The 21,794-nt window shown below is 72.8% G+C and carries 20 protein-coding genes and 1 pseudogene; 3 read left to right on the top strand and 18 right to left on the bottom strand.

The features are described 5' to 3' along the window. Positions 1-68: 68 nt before the first annotated feature. The 17 genes from ACFO3J_RS26005 to ACFO3J_RS25925 form a co-directional block, all read right to left on the bottom strand. Positions 69-1,082 (bottom strand): sigma-70 family RNA polymerase sigma factor, encoded by a 1,014-nt coding sequence (locus ACFO3J_RS26005; RefSeq protein ID WP_386433916.1) that lies wholly within the window; start codon positions 1,080-1,082, stop codon positions 69-71. Between the two features lie 92 nt (positions 1,083-1,174). After that, positions 1,175-3,469 (bottom strand): MMPL family transporter, encoded by a 2,295-nt coding sequence (locus ACFO3J_RS26000; protein ID WP_386434504.1) that lies wholly within the window; start codon positions 3,467-3,469, stop codon positions 1,175-1,177. A 220-nt stretch (positions 3,470-3,689) separates the two neighbouring features. Continuing rightward, complete coding sequence (locus ACFO3J_RS25995) at positions 3,690-4,487, bottom strand: sirohydrochlorin chelatase (RefSeq protein WP_386433913.1); 798 nt, start codon at positions 4,485-4,487, stop codon at positions 3,690-3,692. An 11-nt stretch (positions 4,488-4,498) separates the two neighbouring features. After that, on the bottom strand, positions 4,499-5,455 hold the full coding sequence (locus ACFO3J_RS25990) for an ABC transporter permease (RefSeq protein ID WP_386433911.1): 957 nt from the start codon (positions 5,453-5,455) through the stop codon (positions 4,499-4,501). After that, positions 5,442-6,236, bottom strand: coding sequence for an ABC transporter ATP-binding protein (locus ACFO3J_RS25985; RefSeq protein ID WP_386433908.1), 795 nt, complete (start codon positions 6,234-6,236; stop codon positions 5,442-5,444). The genes ACFO3J_RS25990 and ACFO3J_RS25985 overlap by 14 nt, the downstream gene beginning before the upstream one ends. Before the next feature lie 100 nt (positions 6,237-6,336). Next, positions 6,337-7,488: an aliphatic sulfonate ABC transporter substrate-binding protein gene (locus ACFO3J_RS25980; RefSeq protein ID WP_386433906.1), complete on the bottom strand. Its 1,152-nt coding sequence runs from the start codon at positions 7,486-7,488 to the stop codon at positions 6,337-6,339. A 153-nt stretch (positions 7,489-7,641) separates the two neighbouring features. Continuing rightward, positions 7,642-7,770 carry a hypothetical protein gene (locus tag ACFO3J_RS25975; RefSeq protein ID WP_386433903.1) on the bottom strand — a complete coding sequence of 43 codons (129 nt, stop codon included), beginning with the start codon at positions 7,768-7,770 and terminating at the stop codon, positions 7,642-7,644. Continuing rightward, on the bottom strand, positions 7,758-9,146 hold the full coding sequence (locus ACFO3J_RS25970; protein WP_386433900.1) for a sulfate adenylyltransferase subunit 1: 1,389 nt from the start codon (positions 9,144-9,146) through the stop codon (positions 7,758-7,760). Before ACFO3J_RS25970 ends, ACFO3J_RS25975 begins: the two co-directional genes overlap by 13 nt. A gap of 2 nt (positions 9,147-9,148) precedes the next feature. Beyond that, positions 9,149-10,081, bottom strand: coding sequence for a sulfate adenylyltransferase subunit CysD (cysD, locus tag ACFO3J_RS25965; protein ID WP_386433897.1), 933 nt, complete (start codon positions 10,079-10,081; stop codon positions 9,149-9,151). Further along, entirely contained in the window at positions 10,078-10,617 is a 540-nt protein-coding gene (gene cysC / locus ACFO3J_RS25960; protein WP_386434501.1) for an adenylyl-sulfate kinase, read from the bottom strand. Before cysC ends, cysD begins: the two co-directional genes overlap by 4 nt. A gap of 89 nt (positions 10,618-10,706) precedes the next feature. Next, positions 10,707-11,420: a phosphoadenylyl-sulfate reductase gene (locus ACFO3J_RS25955; protein ID WP_386433894.1), complete on the bottom strand. Its 714-nt coding sequence runs from the start codon at positions 11,418-11,420 to the stop codon at positions 10,707-10,709. After that, positions 11,417-11,596 (bottom strand): hypothetical protein, encoded by a 180-nt coding sequence (locus tag ACFO3J_RS25950; protein WP_386433891.1) that lies wholly within the window; start codon positions 11,594-11,596, stop codon positions 11,417-11,419. The genes ACFO3J_RS25955 and ACFO3J_RS25950 overlap by 4 nt, the downstream gene beginning before the upstream one ends. Next, on the bottom strand, positions 11,593-13,317 hold the full coding sequence (locus ACFO3J_RS25945; protein WP_386433888.1) for a nitrite/sulfite reductase: 1,725 nt from the start codon (positions 13,315-13,317) through the stop codon (positions 11,593-11,595). Before ACFO3J_RS25945 ends, ACFO3J_RS25950 begins: the two co-directional genes overlap by 4 nt. 184 nt (positions 13,318-13,501) lie before the next feature. Continuing rightward, the gene (locus ACFO3J_RS25940) at positions 13,502-13,585 is read right to left on the bottom strand and encodes a putative leader peptide (RefSeq protein ID WP_355338823.1); all 84 of its coding nucleotides are present in this window, start codon (positions 13,583-13,585) and stop codon (positions 13,502-13,504) included. 60 nt (positions 13,586-13,645) lie between these two features. Continuing rightward, entirely contained in the window at positions 13,646-14,182 is a 537-nt protein-coding gene (locus tag ACFO3J_RS25935) for a GNAT family N-acetyltransferase (RefSeq protein ID WP_386433885.1), read from the bottom strand. A 67-nt stretch (positions 14,183-14,249) separates the two neighbouring features. Further along, positions 14,250-15,524: a GAF domain-containing protein gene (locus ACFO3J_RS25930; RefSeq protein WP_386433882.1), complete on the bottom strand. Its 1,275-nt coding sequence runs from the start codon at positions 15,522-15,524 to the stop codon at positions 14,250-14,252. Positions 15,525-15,803: 279 nt separating this feature from the next. Further along, positions 15,804-17,471 carry an acyl-CoA dehydrogenase family protein gene (locus ACFO3J_RS25925; protein WP_386433879.1) on the bottom strand — a complete coding sequence of 556 codons (1,668 nt, stop codon included), beginning with the start codon at positions 17,469-17,471 and terminating at the stop codon, positions 15,804-15,806. 18 nt (positions 17,472-17,489) lie between these two features. Here ACFO3J_RS25925 and ACFO3J_RS25920 point away from each other — a divergent pair. Together ACFO3J_RS25920 and ACFO3J_RS25915 are read left to right on the top strand one after the other, a co-directional pair. Further along, positions 17,490-18,602 (top strand): annotated as a pseudogene (locus ACFO3J_RS25920) (YihY/virulence factor BrkB family protein); the annotation flags it as partial. A 350-nt stretch (positions 18,603-18,952) separates the two neighbouring features. Next, the gene (locus tag ACFO3J_RS25915; protein WP_386433876.1) at positions 18,953-19,648 is read left to right on the top strand and encodes a helix-turn-helix transcriptional regulator; all 696 of its coding nucleotides are present in this window, start codon (positions 18,953-18,955) and stop codon (positions 19,646-19,648) included. A 96-nt stretch (positions 19,649-19,744) separates the two neighbouring features. On the opposite strand, the gene ACFO3J_RS25910 is transcribed toward ACFO3J_RS25915, so the two are convergent. Continuing rightward, the gene (locus ACFO3J_RS25910; protein WP_386433873.1) at positions 19,745-20,158 is read right to left on the bottom strand and encodes a VOC family protein; all 414 of its coding nucleotides are present in this window, start codon (positions 20,156-20,158) and stop codon (positions 19,745-19,747) included. A 348-nt stretch (positions 20,159-20,506) separates the two neighbouring features. Here ACFO3J_RS25910 and ACFO3J_RS25905 point away from each other — a divergent pair, with 348 nt between their 5' ends. After that, positions 20,507-21,754, top strand: a complete 1,248-nt coding sequence (locus ACFO3J_RS25905; protein ID WP_386433870.1) for a ThuA domain-containing protein — start codon at positions 20,507-20,509, stop codon at positions 21,752-21,754. Positions 21,755-21,794: the final 40 nt, after the last annotated feature.

The following is a 21,794-nucleotide window of genomic DNA, read 5'->3' as shown; positions in this document are numbered from 1 at the left end:
ATTCCCGCCCCGGCCGGTCGGCGGTCCCCGACGACCCCCTGGGGCCGCCCCGGGTGCCGAACGAAGGGTCAGGCGCCGCCCGTGAGTTCGAGCGGGAGTCCGAACAGCGGAAAGAGGCGCTCGGCGTCCAGGAACGAGGTGATCCCGGCGACCCGGCCGCCCGAGATGTCCAGCACCTGGAGCGCCCACGGCCGGAGGCCGCCGTCTCCGGTCGCCCGATATTGGCCGAAACCCGGCGCCCCGTTCGCCGTCACCGGCAGCAGCCGCGAGCCCCGGCACCCGATCCCGGTGCCCAGGAACCAGGCGCGTATGTCCTCGTGGCCGCGCAGCCACAGCGGATAAGGCGGCATCGACAACGTCGCGTCCTCGTGCAGCAGGCTGGTCAGCGAGTCCAGGTCGTAGCGCTCGAAGGCGTCGACATAGCGGTCCAGCAGGAGTCGCTGCGCCGCGTCCATCACGGGCGCCGGACCCGACCCGGGCCGGCCGGCACCGGCCTCGGCCAGGGTGGCGCGGGCCCGCTGCAGCGCGCTGTTGACCGAGGCGACGGTGCCGCCCAGCAGTTCCGCCGTCTCGCTGGCCTTCCAGGCCAGCACCTCGCGCAGGATCAGCACCGCCCGCTGGCGCGGCGGCAGTTGCTGGAGCGCGGCCACGAACGCCAGCCGGACCGTCTCGCGCGCGACCACCACATCGGCCGGGTCGCCGCCGGAGGGCAGCACCCGGCTGTCGGGGACCGGTCCCACCCACTGGGACTCGGCGGTGGTCGGGGGCAGGGCGGCATCGGCGTGCGAAGCGGGGGACAGGTCCATCGGCAGGGCCCGCCGCTTGCCCGCGCTGAGGCTGTCCAGGCACACATTGGTGGCAATCTTGTACAGCCAGGAGCGCAGGCTGGCGCGGCCCTCGAAGCGGTCGGCGCCGCGCCAGGCCCGCACCAGCGTCTCCTGCACCGCGTCCTCGGCCTCGAAGACCGATCCGAGCATCCGGTAGCAGTGGCCGGTCAACTCGACCCGGTGCTCCTCCAGTCGAAGCACCACGTCATCGGCGGCCGGCGCCGTCACCACGCTCGTATTCTCCCGTACGGTCATGAAATCCACCGTAGCGGCGGTCACTGACAGTGCCCCTGTCCCGCGCGGGACAGGGGCACTGTCAGTGACCGGACGGCCAGGTCGGGCGGTGCTCACACCCGGTCCGGGACCTGCTCCTGGTCGAGGCCCGGGACCGGCCCGTGGACCGGCCGGCCGGCGGCGCCCGGCGGCGGGGGCAGCGCCGACTCGTCGTGGGTCAGGTCGGGCAACCGGCGCAGCCAGCGCGGCAGATACCAGTTGCGCTCGCCGAGCAGCATCATCAGGGCCGGCAGCAGCACGCCGCGGATCACGGTGGCGTCGATCAGCACCGCGACCGGCAGGCCCAGGCCCATCTGCTTCATGCTCTGCATCGACAGGGTGCCGAAGATCGCGAACACCGCGACCATGATCACCGCCGCGCTGGTCACCACGCCCGCCGTGGTGGTGATGCCGTGCTCGATCGCGCCCCGGGTGGTCAGCCCGCGCATCCGGGCCTCGCGGATCCGGGAGACCACGAAGACGTGGTAGTCCATGCTCAGCCCGAACAGGATCACGAAGAGGAACAGCGGCAGCCAGGCCACCACCGCGCCCGTCCCGGTCGCGCCGACCAGCCCGGCGCCCCAGCCGTGCTGGAAGACCACGGTGAGCACACCGTAGGCAGCGCCCACCGACAGCAGGTTGAGCACGATCGCGGTCAGCGCGATGGTCAGCGAGCGGAAGGAGAGCAGCATCAGCAGGAAGGCGAAGACGGTGACGAAGGCGAACACCGGCGGCACACTGCTGGTGATCTTGTGGGTGAAGTCCATCGACCCGGCCGTCTCACCGGTGATCGGGGCCTGGAGCCCGGCGACCCTGCCGAGGGTGTCCGGGCGGACACGGTCGCGCAGCGCGGTGAGATCCGCCTCGGCCCTGGCGTGATCGGTGCCGCCGGCCAGCGGTACGGCGATCTCGGCGACGTTCTGCCGGCTGTGGACGGTCAGCGTGACCGGGCCCTTGCTCGCGCCGGAGGAGACCGCCTCGGCGCGGAAGGCGGCTATCGCCGTACGGACCGCGGGCGCGTCGATGGAGTCGGCCTCGACCACGACATGGGCCGGGTCGGGGCCGCCCGGGAAGGCGGCGTTGATGTGGTCGTAGGTCCGGACGATGGGCAGGCCGTCACCGAGTTCCTGATCCATCGACAGATTCGCGGTGTGCATGCCGAACGCGGGGGCCGCCACCGCGATCAGCAGACCGCCGGCGATCACCACCGCGGCCTTGGGGTGGCGCAGCACCGGCCGCAGCACGGTCCGCCAGAAGCGGCTGCCGCGGCCGGCCGCGCCCGAAGAGCCGCCGGCCCCCGACCCGTGGCCCCCCGCACCCCGCGCGCCCCGGCGCAGGAAGGGGATCCGGCCCTTCTCGACCCGCGCCCCCAGCAGCGACAGGATCGCCGGCAGCACGGTGACCGAGCCGAACATCGCGATGGCGACCACGATCATGGTGGCCACGCCCATCGCCTTGAAGTCGCCGATGCCGGTGAACAGCAGACCGGCCATGGCCACGATCACGGTGATGCCGGAGATCAGGATCGCCCGCCCCGAAGTGGCCGCGGCGATCCGCAGCGCGGTGCCGGCGTCGTGCCCGGCCTCGCGCTCCTCGCGCTCACGCCGCAGGTAGAACAGGCAGTAGTCGACGCCGACGGCCAGACCGACCAGCAGCATCACCGAGTTGGCGGTGTCGCTCATCGGCACCGCGTGGCTGACCAGCGCCACCACCCCGGAGGCGCCGAGGAAGGCGGTCATCGCCAGCATCACCGGCAGCAGCGCGGCCACCAGCGCGCCGAACGCGATCAGCAGGATGGCCAGTGCCACCGGCACGGCCGAGAACTCCGCGGTCTTGAAGTCGTCGCCGAACGCGCCGTCGAGCGCGTGGTCGGAGCTCGCGTCGCCGAACTCCTCGATCCGCAGGGCCTGGTGGCTCTTCTGGACCTTGCCCACCGCGTCCAGCACGGGCTGCACCCGGTCCCCGGCGTCGTCCGCGCTGCCGAGCATGTCGAATCTGACCAGCGCGCTGCGGCGGTCGGCGGAGATCGCGCCGGAGTCGTACGGGGAGGTGACCGCGGTGACCTTGCCGGTCGCCCGCACCGCGGTGACGACGTCGCCGACCGCCGCGCGGAAGGCCGGATCGGCGGTGGTGCCGCCGTGCGCCGCCTGGACGAGGACCATCTCGCCGGCCGCGTCCTTCAGCCCGGCGTCGTCGATGATGGTGGCCGCCTGCCGGACCTCACCGGGCATGGCCCGGTCCTCGTCCACGTCGATGCGGCCGGCCGCCTGACCGATGGCCATGGCGAGGACGACGAAGAGCAGCCAGCTGCCGACCGCCGCCCAGCGGTGGCGGGCGCTCCAGCCGCCCATCGCCGCCGCGATGCCCATCCTGTTGCCGTGTGCGCCTGCGCGACTCACGGAATGCCCCCTCGAAGGATCGTCCTGGGTGGCGGCTCGCGCCGCTCTCGTCTGCCCAAGACGCTAGGGGCCGCCGGGGCGGCGACCCATCCTGCCTGCCGGTCACTCGACCCCCGGGCTTCTCCCGCCCCGGGGTGGGGAAAACCCCACCACGACCCGCTGGTTGCCCCCTACACGGGGAGATCGCGGATCACGCCGCGTCGCGCCGCCGGGCCGGCGCCACGGCCTCGTCGTAGCGGCGCAGCAGCAGCGCCGCCAGTTCGGGCGCGGCGCCCAGCACCGGGGCCAGGATGTCGGCGCCGGCCTCGCGGGCGCCGCGGATGATCCGGTCCGGCAGGAAACCGGGCGCGATGACATAAGGGGCGACCGCGATCCGGCGGACGCCCTCGGCGCGCAGCGCGCGTACCGCGTCCTCGGTACGGGGCAGCGACGCCGAGGCGAAGGCGGGCCGTACCGCGCACCAGCCGCTGCGCCGCCACTCGCGGGCGATCTCGGCGATCACCGCGCCCGCCTCCGGGTCGGTGGAACCGGCCGACGCCAGCACCACACCGGTCGACGCGCGGTCGCCGAGCGGGCCCGCCTCGGCCAGCCGCCGCTCCAGCGCCGCGATCAGCAGCGGGGATGGGCCCAGCACATCGGCGGTACACAGCCGCAGGGAGGGCAGCGCGGCGGCGGACTCCCGCAGCACCGCCGGGATGTCGGTCTTGGCGTGGAAGGCCCGGGTGAGCAGCAGCGGCAGCGCCACCGCCTGCCGCACCCCGTCCGCGGCGAGGGCCCGTACCGCCTGCGGCACCGAGGGCCCGCAGAAGTCCAGGAAGGCCGTTTCCACCCGCAGCCCGGGCCTGGCGGCCGCCACCCGGCGGGTCAGCGCGCGGACCGTCCCGGCGTGCCGCGGGTCGCGGGAGCCGTGCGCGATGACCAGCAGCGGGGGCGGGAAGTCCGGGCCCGGGTGGCGGTGCCCGGGCCCGGTGGTGGTACGCGCGGTCATGGAACCCAACGTTACTGGCTCGCGGCGGACAGGCCCCGGCTGCGCAGCACCCAGCGCTCCAGCGGGCTGAAGACGATCTGGTCGATGGCGATGCCGACCAGCAGGATCAGCAGGATGCCGAGGAAGACGCCGGCCATGTCGGAGCCCTCCCGCATGTTCTCCAGATAGCGGCCCAGGCCCACGCCCAGATCGGGGGAGGAGGCGATCAGCTCGGCGGCCATCAGGGACCGCCAGGAGAAGGCCCAGCCCTGCTTGAGGCCCGCCACATAGCCGGGCAGCGCGGCCGGCAGCAGGATGAACCAGGCGCCGCGCAGCCCGGTCGCCCCGATCGTGCGCCCGGCCCGCAGATACAGCGGCGGCACCTGGTCGATGCCGGCCACCAGCCCGTTGGCTATCGACGGCACCGCGCCCAGCAGGATCACCGCGTACATCGCGCTGTCCTCGATGCCAAGCCAGATCACCGCGGCCGGCACCCAGGCCACCGACGGCAGCGACTGGAGCCCGGACAGGATCGGGCCGATCGCGGCCCGGACGAAGGGCACCCGGGCCACCAGCAGACCCAGCGGGGTGCCGATGGCCAGTGCCGCCAGGAAGCCCAGCAGGCCGCGCTCCACGCTGGTCCAGATGATGGTGAACAGGTCGCCGGCGCTCCACCGGGCCACCAGCTCCTCCCACACCGCGTGCGGGCTGGGCAGCTTCGTCCGGTCGGCGACCTTGCCCCAGACCGCCAGCTGCCACACCACCAGCACCAGCAGGATGGCGCTGAGCGGCGGCACCACCTTCTTCAGCAGCAGCTGCCCGACCGGCACCCGCCGGATGACGACCGTGTCGAGCGCGTCCAGGCCGGCCTCCAGACCGGACAGGTCCTCACCGGCCGACGGCGACCCGGGCGTGCCCGCTCCGGCCGAGCCGGGCCCGGCGGCGTCCCGGGGGTCCTTCTCGGCCGTGCCCGTCTCAGTGCTGGCCATGGCGGCGGATCTCCCCACGCAGTTCTTCGGTGATCTCGACGGACAGGTCCGCGACGGCCGCGTCCTCGATCCGGCGCGGCTGCGGGATGTCGATGACCCACTCGCGGTTGATCCGCCCGGGCCGGGACGACAGCAGGACGACCCGCTGGGCGAGCCGCACCGCCTCGCGGACGTTGTGGGTGACGAACAGCACCGACAGATCGGTCCGGGACCAGATCCGGGTCAGCTCGTCGTGCAGCACATCGCGGGTGATGGCGTCCAGCGCCGCGAACGGCTCGTCCATCAGCAGCAGTTGGCTGTCCTGGGCCAGCGCCCTGGCCAGTGCGACCCGCTGCCGCATACCGCCGGACAGCTCGTGCACCCGCTTGCCGTACGCCTCCCCGAGCCGGACCAGCGACAGCAGCCGTTCGGCCTCCGGGCGCCGCTCCTCGCGCGGCACCCCGCGCAGCCGCAGCGCCAGTTCGATGTTCTTGCCCGCGGTCAGCCACGGGAACAGCGCGTGCTCCTGGAACATCAGGGCCGGGCGCCCGCCGGGAGCGCTGATGCTCCCGGCGGTCGGCCGGTCCAGGCCCGCGATCAGATTGAGCAGCGTCGACTTGCCGCAGCCGGAGGCCCCCAGCAGGCAGACGAACTCGCCGGGCCGTACGTCCAGCGTGATGCCGTCCAGTACGAGCTGCTGGGCGCCGGGCCTGCCGAACGCCTTCGACACATGGTCGAGCCGGGCCGCGTACGCGGCGGCTTCCCCGGTTCGCTCGGCGGTGCCGGCGAGGGTGTCGGCCATGGGTGTCACCTCCTGGGGTCCTCTGGGACGGGCGGAACGGATCGAACGGATGGAACGGATGAGAAGGACGGGACGGATGCGTCCCCGCGGCGGGCGGCCGCTACTGGTTGCCGAGACCCGCCGCGTCCACCGCCGGCTGGCCCTGCTCCTTGAGCACCTTGTTCAGCAGCGTCAGGTCGTAGATGCCGTCGAGCTTCGGGGCCTTCAGCAGACCGGCCGACACCGCGTGGTCCGCCTCCTCCTGCGCGGTCTTGGCCAGCGGGTCGTCCAGCACCTGGATGGACTTCCACGCCGGGTCCAGCACGGCCGGCGGCAGCGCCTTCTGGGTCAGCACCTTGAGCTGGTCGTTCGCGTCGGCCTTGGCCTTGTCGGAGTTGGCGTTGATCCAGGCGTTGGTCTTCACCGAGCCGCGCAGTACCGCCTCGACCACGTCGGGGTGGGCGGTGAGGAACTTCTGCGAGACGATCACATTGGTGATGACGAACTTCTGGTCGGGCCACAGCGTGCTCTCGTCCAGCAGCACCTTCGCGCCCTCGCTGACCAGCTTGGACGCGGTGGGTTCCGGCACCCACGCGCCGTCGATGGAGCCGGCCTTGTAGGCGTCGGGGGTGATCTTGTTGTCGGTACGGATCACCGACACGTCGCCCTTGCCGCTCTGCGCGTCGACCTTCCAGCCCTGGGACTTGATCCAGGCCAGCAGCGCCACGTCCTGGGTGTTGCCGAGCTGCGGGGTGGCGATCTTCTTGCCCTTGACGTCGGCCAGGGTCTTGATCTTCTTGGGGTTGACCACCAGCTTCACACCGCCGGACGCCGAACCCGAGATGATCCGCAGATCGCCGCCGTCGGACTTGGTGTAGCCGTTGATCGCGGGGGAGGGGCCGATCCAGCCGATGTCGATGGAACCGGCGTTGAGCGCCTCGATCTCGGCCGGACCCGCGTTGAAGGTGGCCTGCTTGATCTTGGTGGCGCCGAGTTCCTGCTGGAAGAAGCCCTCCTTCAGCCCGACCAGCGCGGTGGCGTGCGTCAGGTTGGGGAAGTAGCCGATCCGGACCTCGTCGGCGGAGAGCTTCGCGGTGCTCGCGGAGGCGGCGGGAGCGGCGGGGGTGGTACTGGCGTTGTCGTCCGAGGACTTGCTGGAGCCGTAGCCGCAGGCGGCCAGCGCGCCGAAGAGGACCGGCAGGGCGGCGGCCGCGGCGATGAGTCTGCGGCGGCGGGTGGTGCGGTTCGGGGCGGGTACGGAAGTGGCAGACACGGGAGTGTCCTTTCGTAAGGCCCGGCGTGTCGCGCGACTAGGGCGCGGCCGGAATGTCGTCAGGTCTTCGAAAGCGGTGCAGCGGGAAGCGTGCAGCGCGGCGGGGACGTACGGCGGCGGCTGCGGTCCGTCCGGGGACCGTCACCAGGGGCGTCAGCGCACACATCGCGCCACCCCGCCCGTACCGGAGCCGAGCGAGCCGCTGCCCACGCGCCCGCCCTCCTTCGCGAAGCCCGAGAAGGCGTCAAGAATCGCGTCCGGGGTCATCGTCAGAAGTCCCATCCCTTGTCGTCCTCGTCGGCCGCTGGTGCGGCCGGCTCCCGCTCGACGAACTCCTCGCCGGCCATCGCGGCGGTCAGCGTCGTCCCGTCGGCGGGGTCGATCAGCAGGAACGATCCGGTCAGCCGGGAGTCGGCGTAGGCGTCCATCGGCAGCGGCTCGGCGGTCCGCAGCACCACCGCACCGATGTCGTTGACCGCCAGCTCCGCCGGGTCGTTCTGGCGGGACAGCCCGGACGACAGGTCGATCCGGTACGGCAGCGCCTTGACGATCGCCTTCACCGTCCGGGTCGCGTGCTTGAGCAGCACCCGGTCCCCGATCCGCAGCGGGCGTTCGTGCAGGTGGCAGACGGTGGCCTTGATGTCCTGGGTGACCGGGGGCGCGGTCGCGGTCGGCGCGATCAGGTCGCCGCGCGAGATGTCGAGGTCGTCGGCGAGCAGCACGGTCACCGACTGCGGCGCCCAGGCGGTGTCCACCGCGCGGCCCAGCGCGTCGATGCCGGTGATGGTGGTGGTCCTGCCGGACGGCAGTACCGTCACCGCCTCGCCGACCCGCAGCATGCCCGAGGCGATCTGGCCGGCGTAGCCGCGGTAGTCGGGGTGCTCGGCGCTCTGCGGCCGGATCACGTACTGCACCGGGAAGCGCGCGGCGCAGTGGGTCAGGTCGTGGCTGACCGGGACCGTCTCCAGGTGCTCCAGCACGGTCGGGCCGCCGTACCAGTCCATGTGCGCGGAGGGCTCCACCACATTGTCGCCGGCCAGCGCCGATATCGGGATCGCGGTGATCCAGTCCTTCTGCAACAGCCCGCCGGAGCCCCAGCCGGGGACGCCGAGCGAGGCCGCGTAGGCGGTGAACTCCTCGGCGATCGCGGCGAACACCGGTTCGGCGTAGTCCACCAGGTCCATCTTGTTGACGGCCAGCACCATATGCGGGACCCGCAGCAGCGCGGCGACCGCGGCATGGCGCCGGGTCTGCTCCACCACGCCGTTGCGCGCGTCCACCAGCACCACGGCCAGCTCCGCGGTCGAGGCGCCGGTCACCATGTTGCGGGTGTACTGCACATGGCCCGGGGTGTCGGCCAGGATGAAGCGGCGCCGCGCGGTGGCGAAGTAGCGGTAGGCGACATCGATGGTGATGCCCTGCTCCCGCTCGGCCCGCAGGCCGTCGGTGAGCAGCGCCAGGTCCGGCGTGTCCTGGCCGCGGCTCAGCGACGCCCGCTCGACCGCCTCCAGCTGGTCGGTCAGCACCGACTTGGAGTCGTGCAGCAGCCGGCCCACCAGGGTGGACTTGCCGTCGTCGACGGAGCCCGCGGTGGCGAAGCGCAGCAAGGTGGTGGCCGACAACTGCTCGGCGGTGAGCGGGCTCGTGGTGCCGGTCATGGTTAGAAGTACCCCTCGCGCTTGCGGTCTTCCATCGCGGCTTCCGACATCTTGTCGTCCGCCCGGGTGGCGCCCCGCTCGGTCAGCCGGGAGGCGGCGATCTCGGCGATCACCGCGCCGAGCGTGGTGGCGTCGGAGTCCACGGCCCCGGTGCAGGACATGTCGCCGACCGTGCGGTAGCGCACCAGCCGGGTCTGCACCGTCTCACCGGTCTTCGGGCCGCCCCACTCGCCCGGTGTCAGCCACATGCCGGAGCGGTTGAACACCTGCCGCTCGTGCGCGAAGTAGATCTCCGGCAGCGCGATCTCCTCCCGCGCGATGTACTGCCACACGTCCAGCTCGGTCCAGTTGGACAGCGGGAAGACCCGGACGTGCTCGCCGGGCGCGTGCCGGCCGTTGTAGAGCGCCCACAGCTCGGGGCGCTGGCGGCGCGGGTCCCACTGGGAGAACTCGTCGCGCAGCGAGAACACCCGCTCCTTGGCCCGGGCCTTCTCCTCGTCGCGCCGCCCGCCGCCGAACACCGCGTCGAAGCGCTCCCGTTGGATCGCCTCGGTCAGCGGCACGGTCTGCAGCGGGTTGCGGGTGCCGTCCGGGCGCTCGCGCAGCCGCCCGTCGTCGATGTAGTCCTGCACCTTCGCCACGTGCAGCCGCAAGGAGTGCTCGGCGACGGTACGGTCCCGGTACGCCAGCACCTCGGGGAAGTTGTGCCCGGTGTCCACATGCAGCAGGGAGAAGGGCACCGGGGCCGGCGCGAACGCCTTGAGCGCCAGGTGCAGCATCACGATCGAGTCCTTGCCGCCGGAGAACAGCAGCACCGGCCGCTCGAACTCCCCGGCCACCTCACGGAAGATGTGCACCGCCTCGGACTCCAGCGCGTCCAGGTGGGTGAGCGCGTACGGACTGTCCTTGGCACCGGTGTTCGCGACGGTCGTCATACGGTCAGGCCCTTCTCGACGAGCAGCCCGTGCACGGCCGCCGCGGACTCCTCGACGGTGCGCCCTTGCGTCTCAATCCGCAGGTCCGGCTGCTCCGGCACCTCGTACGGGTCGTCCACGCCGGTCAGGCCGGTGAGTTCGCCGGCCGCCTGCTTGGCGTACAGCCCCTTGACGTCCCGCGCCGAGCAGACGTCCACCGGCGTGGCCACATGGATCTCCAGATAGCCGGTGCCCCGGGCCTGGTGGCGCTTGCGCACCGCCTCGCGGCTGTCGGCGTACGGGGCGATGACCGGCACCAGCACCAGCACCCCGTGGGAGGCCAGCAGTTCGGCGACGAAGCCGATCCGCTGCACATTGGTGTGCCGGTCCTCGCGGTCGAAGCCGAGGCCGGCGGACAGGAACGCGCGGATCTCGTCGCCGTCGAGCACCTCGACGCGCCGGCCGCCGCCGCGCAGCCGGTCGGCGAGGGCGTACGCGATGGTGGTCTTGCCCGCGCTCGGCAGACCGGTGAGCCAGACGGTGGCCCCGGAGCTCATCGTGTCCTCCTGCTCGTACGGCGGTCGGGTGGCGGTGGGGACGGCGGAGACGGTGGGTGGCGGGCCGGCGGTCGTGCGCGCCGCTGGACTCACAGGTGGATCCCGCACTCGGTCTTGCCGAGCCCCGCCCACCGGCCGGATCGGGCGTCCTCGCCCTCCAGCACCCGGCGGGTGCAGGGGGCGCAGCCGACGGAGGCGTAACCGTCCGTCAGCAGCGGGTTGGTGAGCACCCCGTGCTCGGCGACATAGGCCTCCACGTCGGCCTGCGACCAGCGGGCGATCGGGGCGATCTTGACCTTCCGCCGCTTGGCGTCCCAGCCGACCACCGGAGTGCCGGCCCGGGTCGGGGACTCGTCGCGGCGCAGGCCGGTGGCCCAGGCGTCGTAGCCGCGCAGGCCCTCCTCCAGCGGGGCGACCTTGCGCAGCGCGCAGCACCGGTCGGGGTCGCGGTCGTGCAGCTTCGGGCCGTACTCGGCGTCCTGCTCGGCGACGGACTGCCGCGGGGTCAGCGTGATCACGTTGACGTCCATCACGGCGGCCACCGCGTCCCGGGTGCCGATGGTCTCGGGGAAGTGGTAGCCGGTGTCGAGGAAGACCACGTCCACCCCGGGCAGGGCGCGCGAGGCGAGGTGGGAGACCACCGCGTCCTCCATCGAGGAGGTGACGCAGAAGCGGCTGCCGAAGGTGTCGGCGGCCCAGCGCAGGATGTCCTGCGCGGACGCCTCCTCCAGGTCGCGTCCGGCCTGTTCGGCGAGCTCCTGGAGCCGCCGCGGTTCGAGCGCGCTGTGCTGAGCGGTGGTCACGAGGCGCCTCCGTCAGGGGATTCGGCCGTCAGCCCGCGGGCCAGCAGCCCGAGGAACTTCAGCTGGAATGCGCGATTGCAGGCCCGGCATTCCCAGGCGCCGTGCCCCTCCTCGGAGGGACGCAGGTCCTCGTCCCCGCAGTAGGGGCAGTAGAACGGCGCGGCGCGCTCGGTCATGCGAGGGCCTCCTCGGAGGCGCGGGCGGCCCACTGGGCGAAGCGCTCGCCCTCGGTGCGCTCGGCCTGGAAGCGGGTGAGCAACCGCTCGACGTAGTCCGGGAGTTCGGTGGCGGTGACCTTCAGACCGCGGACCTTGCGGCCGAAGCCCGGCTCAAGGCCGAGGCTGCCGCCGAGGTGCACCTGATAGCCCTCGACCTGCTCGCCGTCGGAGCCGGTGACCAGCTGCCCCTTGAGACCGATGTCCGCCACCTGGATACGGGCGCAGGAGTTGGGGCAGCCGTTGATGTTGATGGTGATCGGCAGGTCGAACTGCGGCAGCCTGCGCTCCAGTTCGTCGATGAGCGAGGCGCCGCGGGCCTTGGTCTCCACGATGGCGAGCTTGCAGAACTCGATACCGGTGCAGGCCATCGTGCCGCGCCGGAAGGGCGACGGGGTGACCTGGAGGTCCAGCGCCTTCAGCCCGGCGGCCAGCGACTCGACCCGGGACTCCTCGACGTCCAGCACGATCATCTTCTGGTCGGTGGTCGTCGTCAGCCGGCCGGAGCCGTGCGCCTCGGCGAGTTCGGCGATCTTGACCAGGGTGGCGCCGTCGATCCGGCCGACCCGGGCGGCGAAGCCGACGTAGTAGCGGCCGTCCCGCTGCCGGTGCACCCCGAGGTGGTCGCGCCACACCTGGGTGGGCTGCTCGGGCGCGGGGCCGTCCAGCAGCTCGCGCTTGAGGTAGTCGTCCTGGAGCACCTGGCGGAATCGGGCCGCGCCCCAGTCGGCGACCAGGAACTTCAGCCGGGCGCGGGTGCGCAGCCGGCGGTAGCCGTGGTCGCGGAAGATGCCGATCACCCCGGCCCACACCTCCGGCACCTCGTCCAGCGGCACCCAGGCGCCGAGCCGGACGCCCAGCTTGGGGTTGGTGGACAGGCCGCCGCCGACCCACAGGTCGAAACCGGGGCCGTGCTCGGGGTGTTCGACGCCGACGAAGGAGATGTCGTTGATCTCGTGCACCACGTCGAGCAGCGGCGAGCCGGAGATCGCCGTCTTGAACTTCCTCGGCAGGTTGGAGAACTCCTTGCTGCCGATGTAGCGCCGCTGGATCTCGTCGATCGCCGGGGTGCCGTCGATGATCTCGTCGGCCGCGATACCGGCCACCGGCGAGCCGAGGATGACCCGCGGGGTGTCACCGCAGGCCTCGGTGGTGGACAGGCCCACCGCTTCCAGCCGGCGCCAGATCTCCGGGACGTCCTCGATCCTGATCCAGTGGTACTGGATGTTCTGCCGGTCGGTCAGATCCGCGGTGCCGCGGGCGAACTCGCGCGAGATCTCGCCGATCACCCGCAGCTGGGCGACGGTGAGCCGGCCGCCGTCGATGCGCACCCGCATCATGAAGTAGCGGTCGTCCAGCTCCTCCGGCTCCAGGATCGCGGTACGTCCGCCGTCGATGCCGGGGCGGCGCTGGGTGTACAGGCCCCACCAGCGCATCCGGCCGCGCAGATCGGCGCCGTCGATGGAGTCGAAACCGCGGTGGGCGTAGATCGTCTCGATGCGCGTGCGCACATTGAGGCCGTCGTCGTCCTTCTTGGTCTGCTCGTTGGCGTTCAGCGGCGTGAAGTGACCCTTCGCCCACTGTCCCTCGCCGCGATGGCGCCCGGCCTTGCGATGGGTCACGGGACCCGCCGCGGGGGCGCTCCCCTCGGGGGTCTGGGGCTGGTCAGGGCTGGAAGCCATCGCGGTGCGTCCTTCGGGCAGGCAGGAATACGGTCGGTGCGGCGCGGATGCACCCTACGGCCTGGGCGGGTCAGGGCTGTCGGACTCGGGGGGACGGCGGGGTGTGCCGCGCGTCCACGGCGACGGGAACGGCAGGGGGCTGGAGGCGGTACGGGTGCGGTCACACGGGCCGGCGCTGGTGTGTTCAGACCGCCGGACAGATGGCGCTGGAGACGCGGCAGAAGTCGACATGCGGCCGACCTACCAAGGCGATTCCCGTGCGTGACATGTCGAAAGCGTGGCACGCGGGTCTCTGGCGAGTCCACCATGATCCAGCATGTGGACCCGTTTATCCCACAGGCTGAGACACTGTGGTCCGCGTCACCCGGAAACCGCGGCGCCGGTAGTTGGCCAGCGCGTACGGCCCGTCCAGCGAACAGGTGTGCAGCCAGACCCGCCGGGTGGCCGGCCGCCCGGGCCAGCGGTCGGCCAGATCCCAGCCGCGGGCGGCGCCGTACGACAGGAGGTGGCCGCCGATGCCCAGGCCGCGGGACTCCGGCAGCAGCCCGAAGTAGGCGATCTCGACCGCCCCCTCCTCCTGCCCGTCCAGCTCCATGTAGCCCGCCGGGGTGCCGTGCCGGTAGGCCACCCACACCTCGCGGCCCGGCCGCTCCAGATGGCCCTGCCACCGTTCCGGCGGCCACGGCAGCCGGTCGGTCCAGGAGCAGTCGCCGCCCACCGCCGTATACAGAAAACGCCCGAAAGCCCCGGACGGGATCTCGGCCCGTACGATCCGCAGGCCCGCCTCCCGGGCCGGCTCGGCGGCCGGCCGCAGCTCCCCGGGGGCGGTCAGTTCCAGATACCAGGTGGTCAGGGTCGCACTCATGCGCCCACCCTAGGCGGCGCGGGCGGGCGGGCGGCCGGCTGACCGGCGGGGCGCGGCCGGGGGCCGGTCAGTGCCGGGCGGCCAGCACCGCGGGCGCCACCGAGTGCGGCAGCAGGTCCAGCGGCCGGGGCGGGCGGACCAGCTCCACGTCCACACCCTCGGCGAAGCGGTACGGGCGGTGCGCCAGCACACCGGCCAGATTGCGGCGCAGCCGGGACAGCTCGGCGCGGACCGTCACCGCGCGGCTCGGGTCGCCGAACAGATCCGCCGCGAGCTGGGCCGCGGTCCGCCCCGACCGGTGGACCGCCAGGACGAACAGGAGCTCGGCGTGGCGCGGGCTGAGCCGCTGGGCCCAGCCGCCCGCCGGACCGGAGACCGTCACCACGCAGTCGCGCGGCCGGCTCAGATCGAGCACCACCCGGCTGGCGGCCGGCGGGCGCTCCCGGCCGTTCACCCGGATCAGCCAGCCGCCGGGCAGCGGCTCCAGCGCGCACAGCCCGAGCGAGGGCAGCCACACCTGCCCGGCCCGTACCGACACCGGCAGCGCGACCCGGTGGGTGGGCGCCATGCCCGTCACCGCCGCCGTCCAGCCGTTGCGGTCCACCGCCAGCGCCTGGCCCTCGATCCGGGCCAGCAGCGGCGCCGCGATCGACCGCAGCCGCTCCACCGCCGCCCAGTGACCGGCCCGCAGCTCCCCCTCGGCGACCCGGGCCACCGCCGACACCAGGGACAGCGTCGCCGGGTGCACGGTGGCCGCCGGGCCGCTGATGTCCACCACCCCCAGCAGCCGGCCGTCGCGCGGATCGTGCAGCGGCGCGGCGGCGCAGGTCCAGCCGTGGTGGCTGCGGACGAAATGCTCGGCGGAGTGCACCTGGAGCGGGGTCCGGGTGACCAGCGCGGTGCCGATCGCGTTGGTGCCCACCATGTCCTCGGCCCAGGAGGCGCCCTCGGTGAAGCCCAGCCGGTCGGCGCTCCTGCGCACCGCGACGCTGCCGTCCCGCCACAGCACCCGGCCCTCGGTGTCGGTCACCACCATGATGTGCCAGGCCGCCTCGGCCACCGGGACCAGCCCGTCCCGCAGCACCGGGAGCACCGCGCCGAGCGCGGTGGCCTGCCGGCGCTGCTCGATCTCGTCGGTGCTCAGCGGCGCGCCGCGCCGGCCGTTGTCCGGGTCCACCCCCGAACTCAGCGCCCGGGTCCAGGACTCGCCGATCACCACCCGGGGCGGCCGGGGCGGCACGTCGCCGGCCAGGGTGGCCTCGCGCACCGAAGCGAGCAGATGCGCGGACGTACGGACGTCCAGGGTGTCCAGCCGTCCCAGCCCGATCGGTAGATGTGCCACGAAGCCCCCGCCCTGGATGCCTGCCGGTACCGCTTCCCATGTCCCATGGTCCCGCCGTGCCCGCCCGCCCGCCATGACCGCCGCGCGTACGTATGCAACGGGCTGCAACGGTTGCGGGCACGCTTGACTTCGACGGAGAGTGACGACGCGTCACCTTGTCGACACAGCGGTGCGCGTGCGCCGGGTGCGACGGCGGCCCATGGGACCGGGGGTGGTGCCGAGTCGGCGCGGCGCCACCCTCACCCCCCGGCCGTACACCCCGGATCGACGCCGCCCGGGTCAGTGCGGCGCCGGCCCGGCCCGGTCCACGATCGCGGCCAGGTCCAGCGTGTGCGGCAGCGTCCCGAAGGTCGAACCCCAGTCCCCGCCCAGCCGCGAGGCGCAGAAGGCGTCCGCCACCGCCGCGGGCGCGAAGCGCACCAGCAGCGAGCCCTGGAGCACCAGCGCCATCCGCTCCACGATCCGCCGGGCCCGCGCCTCGACCGCGTCCAGATCGGCGAGTTCGCCCAGCAGATCCTTGATCGCCCGGTCGAGCCGGTGATCGGCGCCGCGGGCCAGACCGATCTCGCCGAGGAAGGCGTTCAGCGCCAGCGGCTCGCGCTGGAGCACCCGCAGCACGTCGAGCGCCTGCACATTGCCCGAGCCCTCCCACACCGAGTTCAGCGGCGACTCGCGGAAGATGCGCGGCATCCCCGACTCCTCCACATAGCCGTTGCCGCCCAGGCACTCCAGCGCCTCGGCGGCCACCGCGGAAGCCCGCTTGGTCACCCAGAACTTGGTGATCGCCACCGCCAGCCGGCGGAAGGCACGCTCCTGCTCGCCGTCCGCGTCGTAGGAGGCGGCCAGCCGCAGCGCGGTGGTGGTGGCCGCCTCGGACTCCAGTGCCATGTCGGCCAGCACATTGCGCATCAGCGGCTTGTCGATCAGCGGCCCGCCGAACGCGCTGCGGTACGTGGCGTGGTGGACGGCCTGCGCGACCGCCTGCCGCATCAGCGCGGCGGAGCCGAGCGAGCAGTCCAGCCTGGTCGCCGCCACCATCTCGATGATGGTCGCCACGCCGCGGCCCTCTTCGCCCACCCGCCGGGCCCAGGTCCCGGCGAACTCCACCTCGGCCGAGGCGTTGGAGCGGTTGCCCAGCTTGTCCTTCAGCCGCTGGATCGCGAAGACGTTCCGGCTGCCGTCCGCCAGCACCCGCGGCAGCAGGAAGCAGGTCAGCCCGCCGCCCCGCCCCTCGCCGCGCGACGTCCCTCCGGGGACCTGCGCCAGCACCAGGAAGCCGTCCGACATCGGCGCCGAGCAGAACCACTTGTGCCCGGTCAGCGCGTAGGTGCCCTCCTCGGCCAGTGGCTCGGCCCGGGTGGTGTTGGCGCGGACGTCCGAGCCGCCCTGCTTCTCCGTCATGCCCATCCCGAACAGCGCGCCCGGCTTGCCGCCCGGCGCCACCAGCCGCTCGTCGTAGATCCGCGAGCCCAGCCGCGGTTCCCACTCGGCGGCCAGCTCCGGGTCGGCGCGCAGCGCGGGTACGGCGGCATGCGTCATCGACACCGGGCAGCCGTGGCCCGCCTCGACCTGCGACCAGACCAGGAAACCCGCCGCGCGCCGCAGATGGCCGTCCGGCCGCGACCAGGCGGCGGTCAGCCCCGAGGTGACCGCGTGGCCCAGCAGCCGGTGCCAGGAGGGATGGAAGTCGACCTCGTCGATCCTGTTGCCGTAGCGGTCATGGGTGCGCAGCACCGGCGCATAGGTGTTCGCCTGTGTACCCCAGGCCTGGGCCGCGGCCGATCCGGCCGCCCGGCCCAGTTCCGAGAGCTCCGCGGTGATCTCCGGCAGCCCGGCCGGGTCCGCGTGCCGGGCGACCGCCTCGGTGAGGGCGCTGTCGGTGCTGTACACGTCATGCCCGACCAGCGGGGGTACCTGGTTGCTGACCGTGTGGGTGGGGGTGCTCATGGCAGATAACGTAAGGGGGTGCCAGCAGCAGAAGGAAGAACCCACCGGCGGCCGACCCGGTGGCGCAGGGTCCGCGCCCTGTACCGCAATGTCTCGAAGCGCAAGGTGGCCTGGCTGCTGCTCAAGGACACCGTGGACTCGTGCATGGAGTACCGGGTCACCGGGCTGGCCGCGGAGGCCGCCTTCTTCGTCCTGCTGTCGCTGCCGCCGCTGCTGCTCGGCCTGGTCGGCGCGCTGGGCTATGTGGACACGGTGATCGGCCTCGACACCATCGACCACATCCGGCACAACATCCTCAGCGCGTCCTCGACCGTGCTCTCCGACAAGGGCGTCGACGACCTGGTGAAGCCGCTCGTCGACGACGTCTTCCACGGCCGCAGGCCCGATCTGGTCTCGCTGGGCTTCCTGATCGCCCTGTGGTCCGGGTCCCGGGCGGTGAACGTGTTCGTGGACACCATCACCATCATGTACGGGCTGGAGGGCCGCCGCGGCATCGTCATGACCCGGCTGATGTCGCTGGTGCTGTACGTGGTCGCGCTGGTGCTGGGCGCGGCGGTGCTGCCGCTGGTGGTGGCCGGGCCGGACGCGGTGACCGCCTGGCTGCCCGGCGGCGAGGGGGTGGTCCACGTGCTGTACTGGCCGGCCGTGCTGCTGGCCTCGGTCGCCTTCCTCACCACGCTCTACCACGTGTCGGTGCCGGTGCGGTCGGCCTGGTACGAGGACGTGCCGGGCGCGCTCGTCGCGCTGCTGATGTGGGTGCTGGGCAGTTTCGTGCTGCGGATCTACCTCACGCACACCGTGGAGGGGCCGACCATCTACGGATCGCTGGCCGCGCCGGTCGCGGTGCTGCTGTGGATCGGGGTGTCGGCGTTCGCGGTGCTGGTCGGCGCGGCGGTCAACGCCGCCGTGGACCGGGTGTGGCCGTCGCTGGCCACCGCCGCCGCCCGTGAGGAGAACGCCCGGCTGCGCGAGGCCGCCGCCGCCGAGGTGGTGGCCCGCGCCGCCGCCGACCTGGCGGCCGTGGAGAGCGTCGAGGACGAGGACGTCCACGAGGTGGACGACGCGCCGTCGGAGTACCCGGAGCGCTGGGCCGGATTCCTGCCGCCGGGCGACCTGCGGGCCCGGCTGCGCCCGCGGCGGCCGGAACCCGGGCCGGTGCCGTACCCGTTGCCGGGTCAGGGTCAGGGTCAGGAGTATGGCCAAGGCCAAGGCCAGGGCCCGGCGCAGGTGCCCGGCCGGCCTCAGGACCAGGGGCCGTTCCCGCCGCAGCGGCCCGCGCCGGACGACTACCCCGGGCCGGGCTATTACGTGCAGCCGCCGGGCGCCCCGGACACCGGCCGCCCCGCCCCGCCGCGCGCCCTGCCGCCCAGGCCGCCCGAGCCCCCGTACCCGCCGGTCGCCGCACCCTGGCCGGCCGACGAACAGGACCGCTGATCCCCGCCGGGGCGATCGGGCGGACCGGCCCGGCGCACTATGGGGGCATGGACGGCGACTACCGGGAACGGCCCGCGCGCGTGCCGGGCGTCACCGTGTGGACGCGGGGCGACGCCGGCGGGCGGTACCGCGTGCTGCCCGACGGCTGCATGGACCTGATCTGGCACGACGGCGGCCTGCTGGTCGCCGGGCCGGACACCGTGGCGCAGGTCGCGGACGGCCGGCCCGGCGGTGCGTACGCGGGGCTGCGGTTCGCCCCCGGCGCCGGGCCCGGGGCGCTCGGTGTCCCGGCCCGCGAACTGCGCGACCACCGGGTGGCGCTCGACGCCGTCTGGGCCGGGCCCGCCGCGCGGCTGCTGGCCGAGCGGGTCGCCGCCGACCCGGCGGCCGGCCTCGAAGCCTGGGCGGTCGCCAGGACCCGCGCCGCCGGGCCCGCCGACCCGCTGCCCGCCGCGGTCGCCACCGCGCTGGCCGAGGGCCGCCCGGTCGCCGAGATCGCGGCCGGAACGGGCCTGGGGGAGCGGCAGTTGCGCCGCCGTTGCGAGGCCGCCTTCGGCTACGGGCCCAAGACGCTGGCCCGGGTGCTGCGCCTCCAGCGGGCCCTCGCGCTGGCCCGGTCCGGTGCCCCCTTCGCCTCTGTCGCCGCGGCATCCGGCTACGCCGACCAGCCGCACCTGTCCCGCGAGGTGAGGGCGCTGGCGGGAGTGCCGCTCACCGAACTGCTGGGCGGCCACCGGGAGTAGGCGGCGGCGCGGGCGGCACTGGGGGGCGTCCGGGCCGGCGGCTGCCGCGGATCGGGCCCTGCGGATCGGGCGCCACGGATCGGGCGCCAGGGGCGGTCAGGAACCCGGCTGCGGGGAGGCCGCGAAGAGGTCGACCGTGTTGCCGTCCGGGTCGTGCAGGACCGCGTAGCGCTGCCCCCAGATGGCGTCCCAGGGCTTGAGGTGGCCGTGGTGGCCGGCGTCGGTGAGTTCGGTCCAGAGCGTGTCGACGCCCTCGGGGGAGCCGCAGTCGAAGGCGAGGGAGACGCGGGCGCCGGTGGCCGGGGTCCAGTCCGGGTCGAAGGAGCGGACCGTCTCCACGGTGTCCCAGCCGAGCCGGAGGCCGCCCGGCAGCACCGCCTCGGCGTGCGGCAGCGTGTCGGCTTCGGCGGGCAGTTCGATGCCGAGGCGGCGGTAGAAGGCCAGCGAGGCGGCCATGTCGGCGACCGTCAGGCCGACCATGTCGAAACGGGGTGTGATACGTGCTGTCATGCCCTCCACGGTAGACAGGGCGGGCGCCCGCGTCTTGAAGGAAACGGACACCCGCCCATGCCGCCCCCGGATGTCGCTCACACCCGGTCGGTCACGCCGCCGCGAAGGCGCACCCTGCTCCGCGGCGGCGTGGTCTGTTGGCCCTCCCGTAGGTCTGTTTGGTTGGGAAGGATTGCCGCAAGCAGGCCGCCGAGTCAAGGAGGTGAACGAAAATCAGCTCCCGGACCGACTTCGACCGTTATCGAGTCAAGGATTCAATCGCAGGTCATTGACATGAACATAGTCTAGACCTTTGAATCCTCGGTACAGGCGCGCGCCCCCACCGTCGCGACGAGGAAGGCCCCCCACATGTTCAGACCCCTTACGGCAGTTCCCTGGCCCCGCACCCTGATACGGCTGCTGGCCCTGTTCGCCGTGGTGCTCGGCCTGCAGGCCGCGCCGTCGCACAGCGCGCAGGCGGCCCCCACCTTCAAGGTGCTCGCCTTCTACGACGGCACCTACGACGCCGCGCACATCAGCTTCGTCCACGAGGCGAACACGTGGTTCCCGCAGCACGCGGCGCAGTATGGCTTCTCGTACACCTCGACCAACGACTGGAGCCAGCTCAACACCGCCAACCTGGCCAACTACCAGGTGGTGATGTTCCTCGACAACGCCCCGCAGACCGCCTCCCAGCAGAGCGCGTTCCAGACGTACATGAACAACGGCGGCGGCTGGATCGGCTTCCATGTGGCGGCGTACAACGACTCGTCGTCCAACAGCTGGTCCTGGTACCACCAGACCTTCCTCGGCACCGGGTTGTTCAACTCCAACAGCTGGGGACCGACCGCGGAGACGCTGAAGATCGAGGACCCGAACCACCCGGCCACCGCCGGTCTGCCGTCCACCATCGCGTCCTCGGTCAGTGAGTGGTACAGCTGGCAGAACGATCTGCGGCAGAACCCGAACATCGACATCCTGGCCTCGATGGACCAGTCGACGTTCCCGATCGGCACCGACCCCAACCAGACCTGGTACAGCGGGTACTACCCGATCGTCTGGACGAACCGCAACTACAAGATGGTCTACAACAACTTCGGCCACAACGCGATGGACTACGCCACCAACACCACGCTGTCGTCGACCTTCGCCAGCGCCCAGCAGAACCAGCTGCTGATCCAGGAGATCCGCTGGGCGGCCGGCCAGTCCGGCCCGGTCACCCCGCCGCCGGCCAGCCCGGTCGGGGCGATCCACGGCTACGGCGGCAAGTGCGTGGACGTCGCGGCCGCGAGCAGCGCCAATGGAGCGGCCGTCCAGCTCTACGACTGCAACGGCACCAACGCGCAGACGTGGACCGTCGGAAGTGACGGGACGCTGAAGGCGCTGGGCAAGTGCATGGACGTGACCGCGGCGGGCACCGCCAACGGCACCAAGGTGGATCTCTACGACTGCAACGGCACCGGTTCCCAGGTGTGGCAGAAGTCGGGCAGCACGCTGGTCAACCCGCAGTCCGGCAAGTGCCTGGACGCCACCGGGCCCAGCTCGGCCAACGGCACCCGGCTGCAGATCTGGACCTGCGGCACCGGCGCCAACCAGCAGTGGACGCTGCCGAGTTGAGCCCGGCGGGCTGATCCGGCCCGGTGAATCCGGGCCGCGT

It is taken from the genome of Streptomyces polygonati (assembly GCF_042650325.1).
Lineage (GTDB): Bacteria > Actinomycetota > Actinomycetes > Streptomycetales > Streptomycetaceae > Actinacidiphila > Actinacidiphila polygonati.
Note: the sequence above shows the minus strand (reverse complement) of the source record. Positions and strands in the feature narration are given on the sequence as shown.

Bases quoted from the DNA above. Each gene is read 5' to 3' on its own strand.
- ACFO3J_RS26005 (WP_386433916.1), bottom strand. From the start codon at position 1,082: ATGACCGTACGGGAGAATACGAGCGTGGTGACGGCGCCGGCCGCCGAT.
- ACFO3J_RS26000 (WP_386434504.1), bottom strand. From the start codon at position 3,469: ATGGGCATCGCGGCGGCGATGGGCGGCTGGAGCGCCCGCCACCGCTGG.
- ACFO3J_RS25995 (WP_386433913.1), bottom strand. From the start codon at position 4,487: ATGACCGCGCGTACCACCACCGGGCCCGGGCACCGCCACCCGGGCCCG.
- ACFO3J_RS25990 (WP_386433911.1), bottom strand. From the start codon at position 5,455: ATGGCCAGCACTGAGACGGGCACGGCCGAGAAGGACCCCCGGGACGCC.
- ACFO3J_RS25985 (WP_386433908.1), bottom strand. From the start codon at position 6,236: ATGGCCGACACCCTCGCCGGCACCGCCGAGCGAACCGGGGAAGCCGCC.
- ACFO3J_RS25975 (WP_386433903.1), bottom strand. From the start codon at position 7,770: ATGGGACTTCTGACGATGACCCCGGACGCGATTCTTGACGCCTTCTCG.
- ACFO3J_RS25970 (WP_386433900.1), bottom strand. From the start codon at position 9,146: ATGACCGGCACCACGAGCCCGCTCACCGCCGAGCAGTTGTCGGCCACC.
- cysD (WP_386433897.1), bottom strand. From the start codon at position 10,081: ATGACGACCGTCGCGAACACCGGTGCCAAGGACAGTCCGTACGCGCTC.
- cysC (WP_386434501.1), bottom strand. From the start codon at position 10,617: ATGAGCTCCGGGGCCACCGTCTGGCTCACCGGTCTGCCGAGCGCGGGC.
- ACFO3J_RS25950 (WP_386433891.1), bottom strand. From the start codon at position 11,596: ATGACCGAGCGCGCCGCGCCGTTCTACTGCCCCTACTGCGGGGACGAG.
- ACFO3J_RS25945 (WP_386433888.1), bottom strand. From the start codon at position 13,317: ATGGCTTCCAGCCCTGACCAGCCCCAGACCCCCGAGGGGAGCGCCCCC.
- ACFO3J_RS25940 (WP_355338823.1), bottom strand. From the start codon at position 13,585: ATGTCACGCACGGGAATCGCCTTGGTAGGTCGGCCGCATGTCGACTTC.
- ACFO3J_RS25935 (WP_386433885.1), bottom strand. From the start codon at position 14,182: ATGAGTGCGACCCTGACCACCTGGTATCTGGAACTGACCGCCCCCGGG.
- ACFO3J_RS25925 (WP_386433879.1), bottom strand. From the start codon at position 17,471: ATGAGCACCCCCACCCACACGGTCAGCAACCAGGTACCCCCGCTGGTC.
- ACFO3J_RS25915 (WP_386433876.1), top strand. From the start codon at position 18,953: ATGGACGGCGACTACCGGGAACGGCCCGCGCGCGTGCCGGGCGTCACC.
- ACFO3J_RS25910 (WP_386433873.1), bottom strand. From the start codon at position 20,158: ATGACAGCACGTATCACACCCCGTTTCGACATGGTCGGCCTGACGGTC.
- ACFO3J_RS25905 (WP_386433870.1), top strand. From the start codon at position 20,507: ATGTTCAGACCCCTTACGGCAGTTCCCTGGCCCCGCACCCTGATACGG.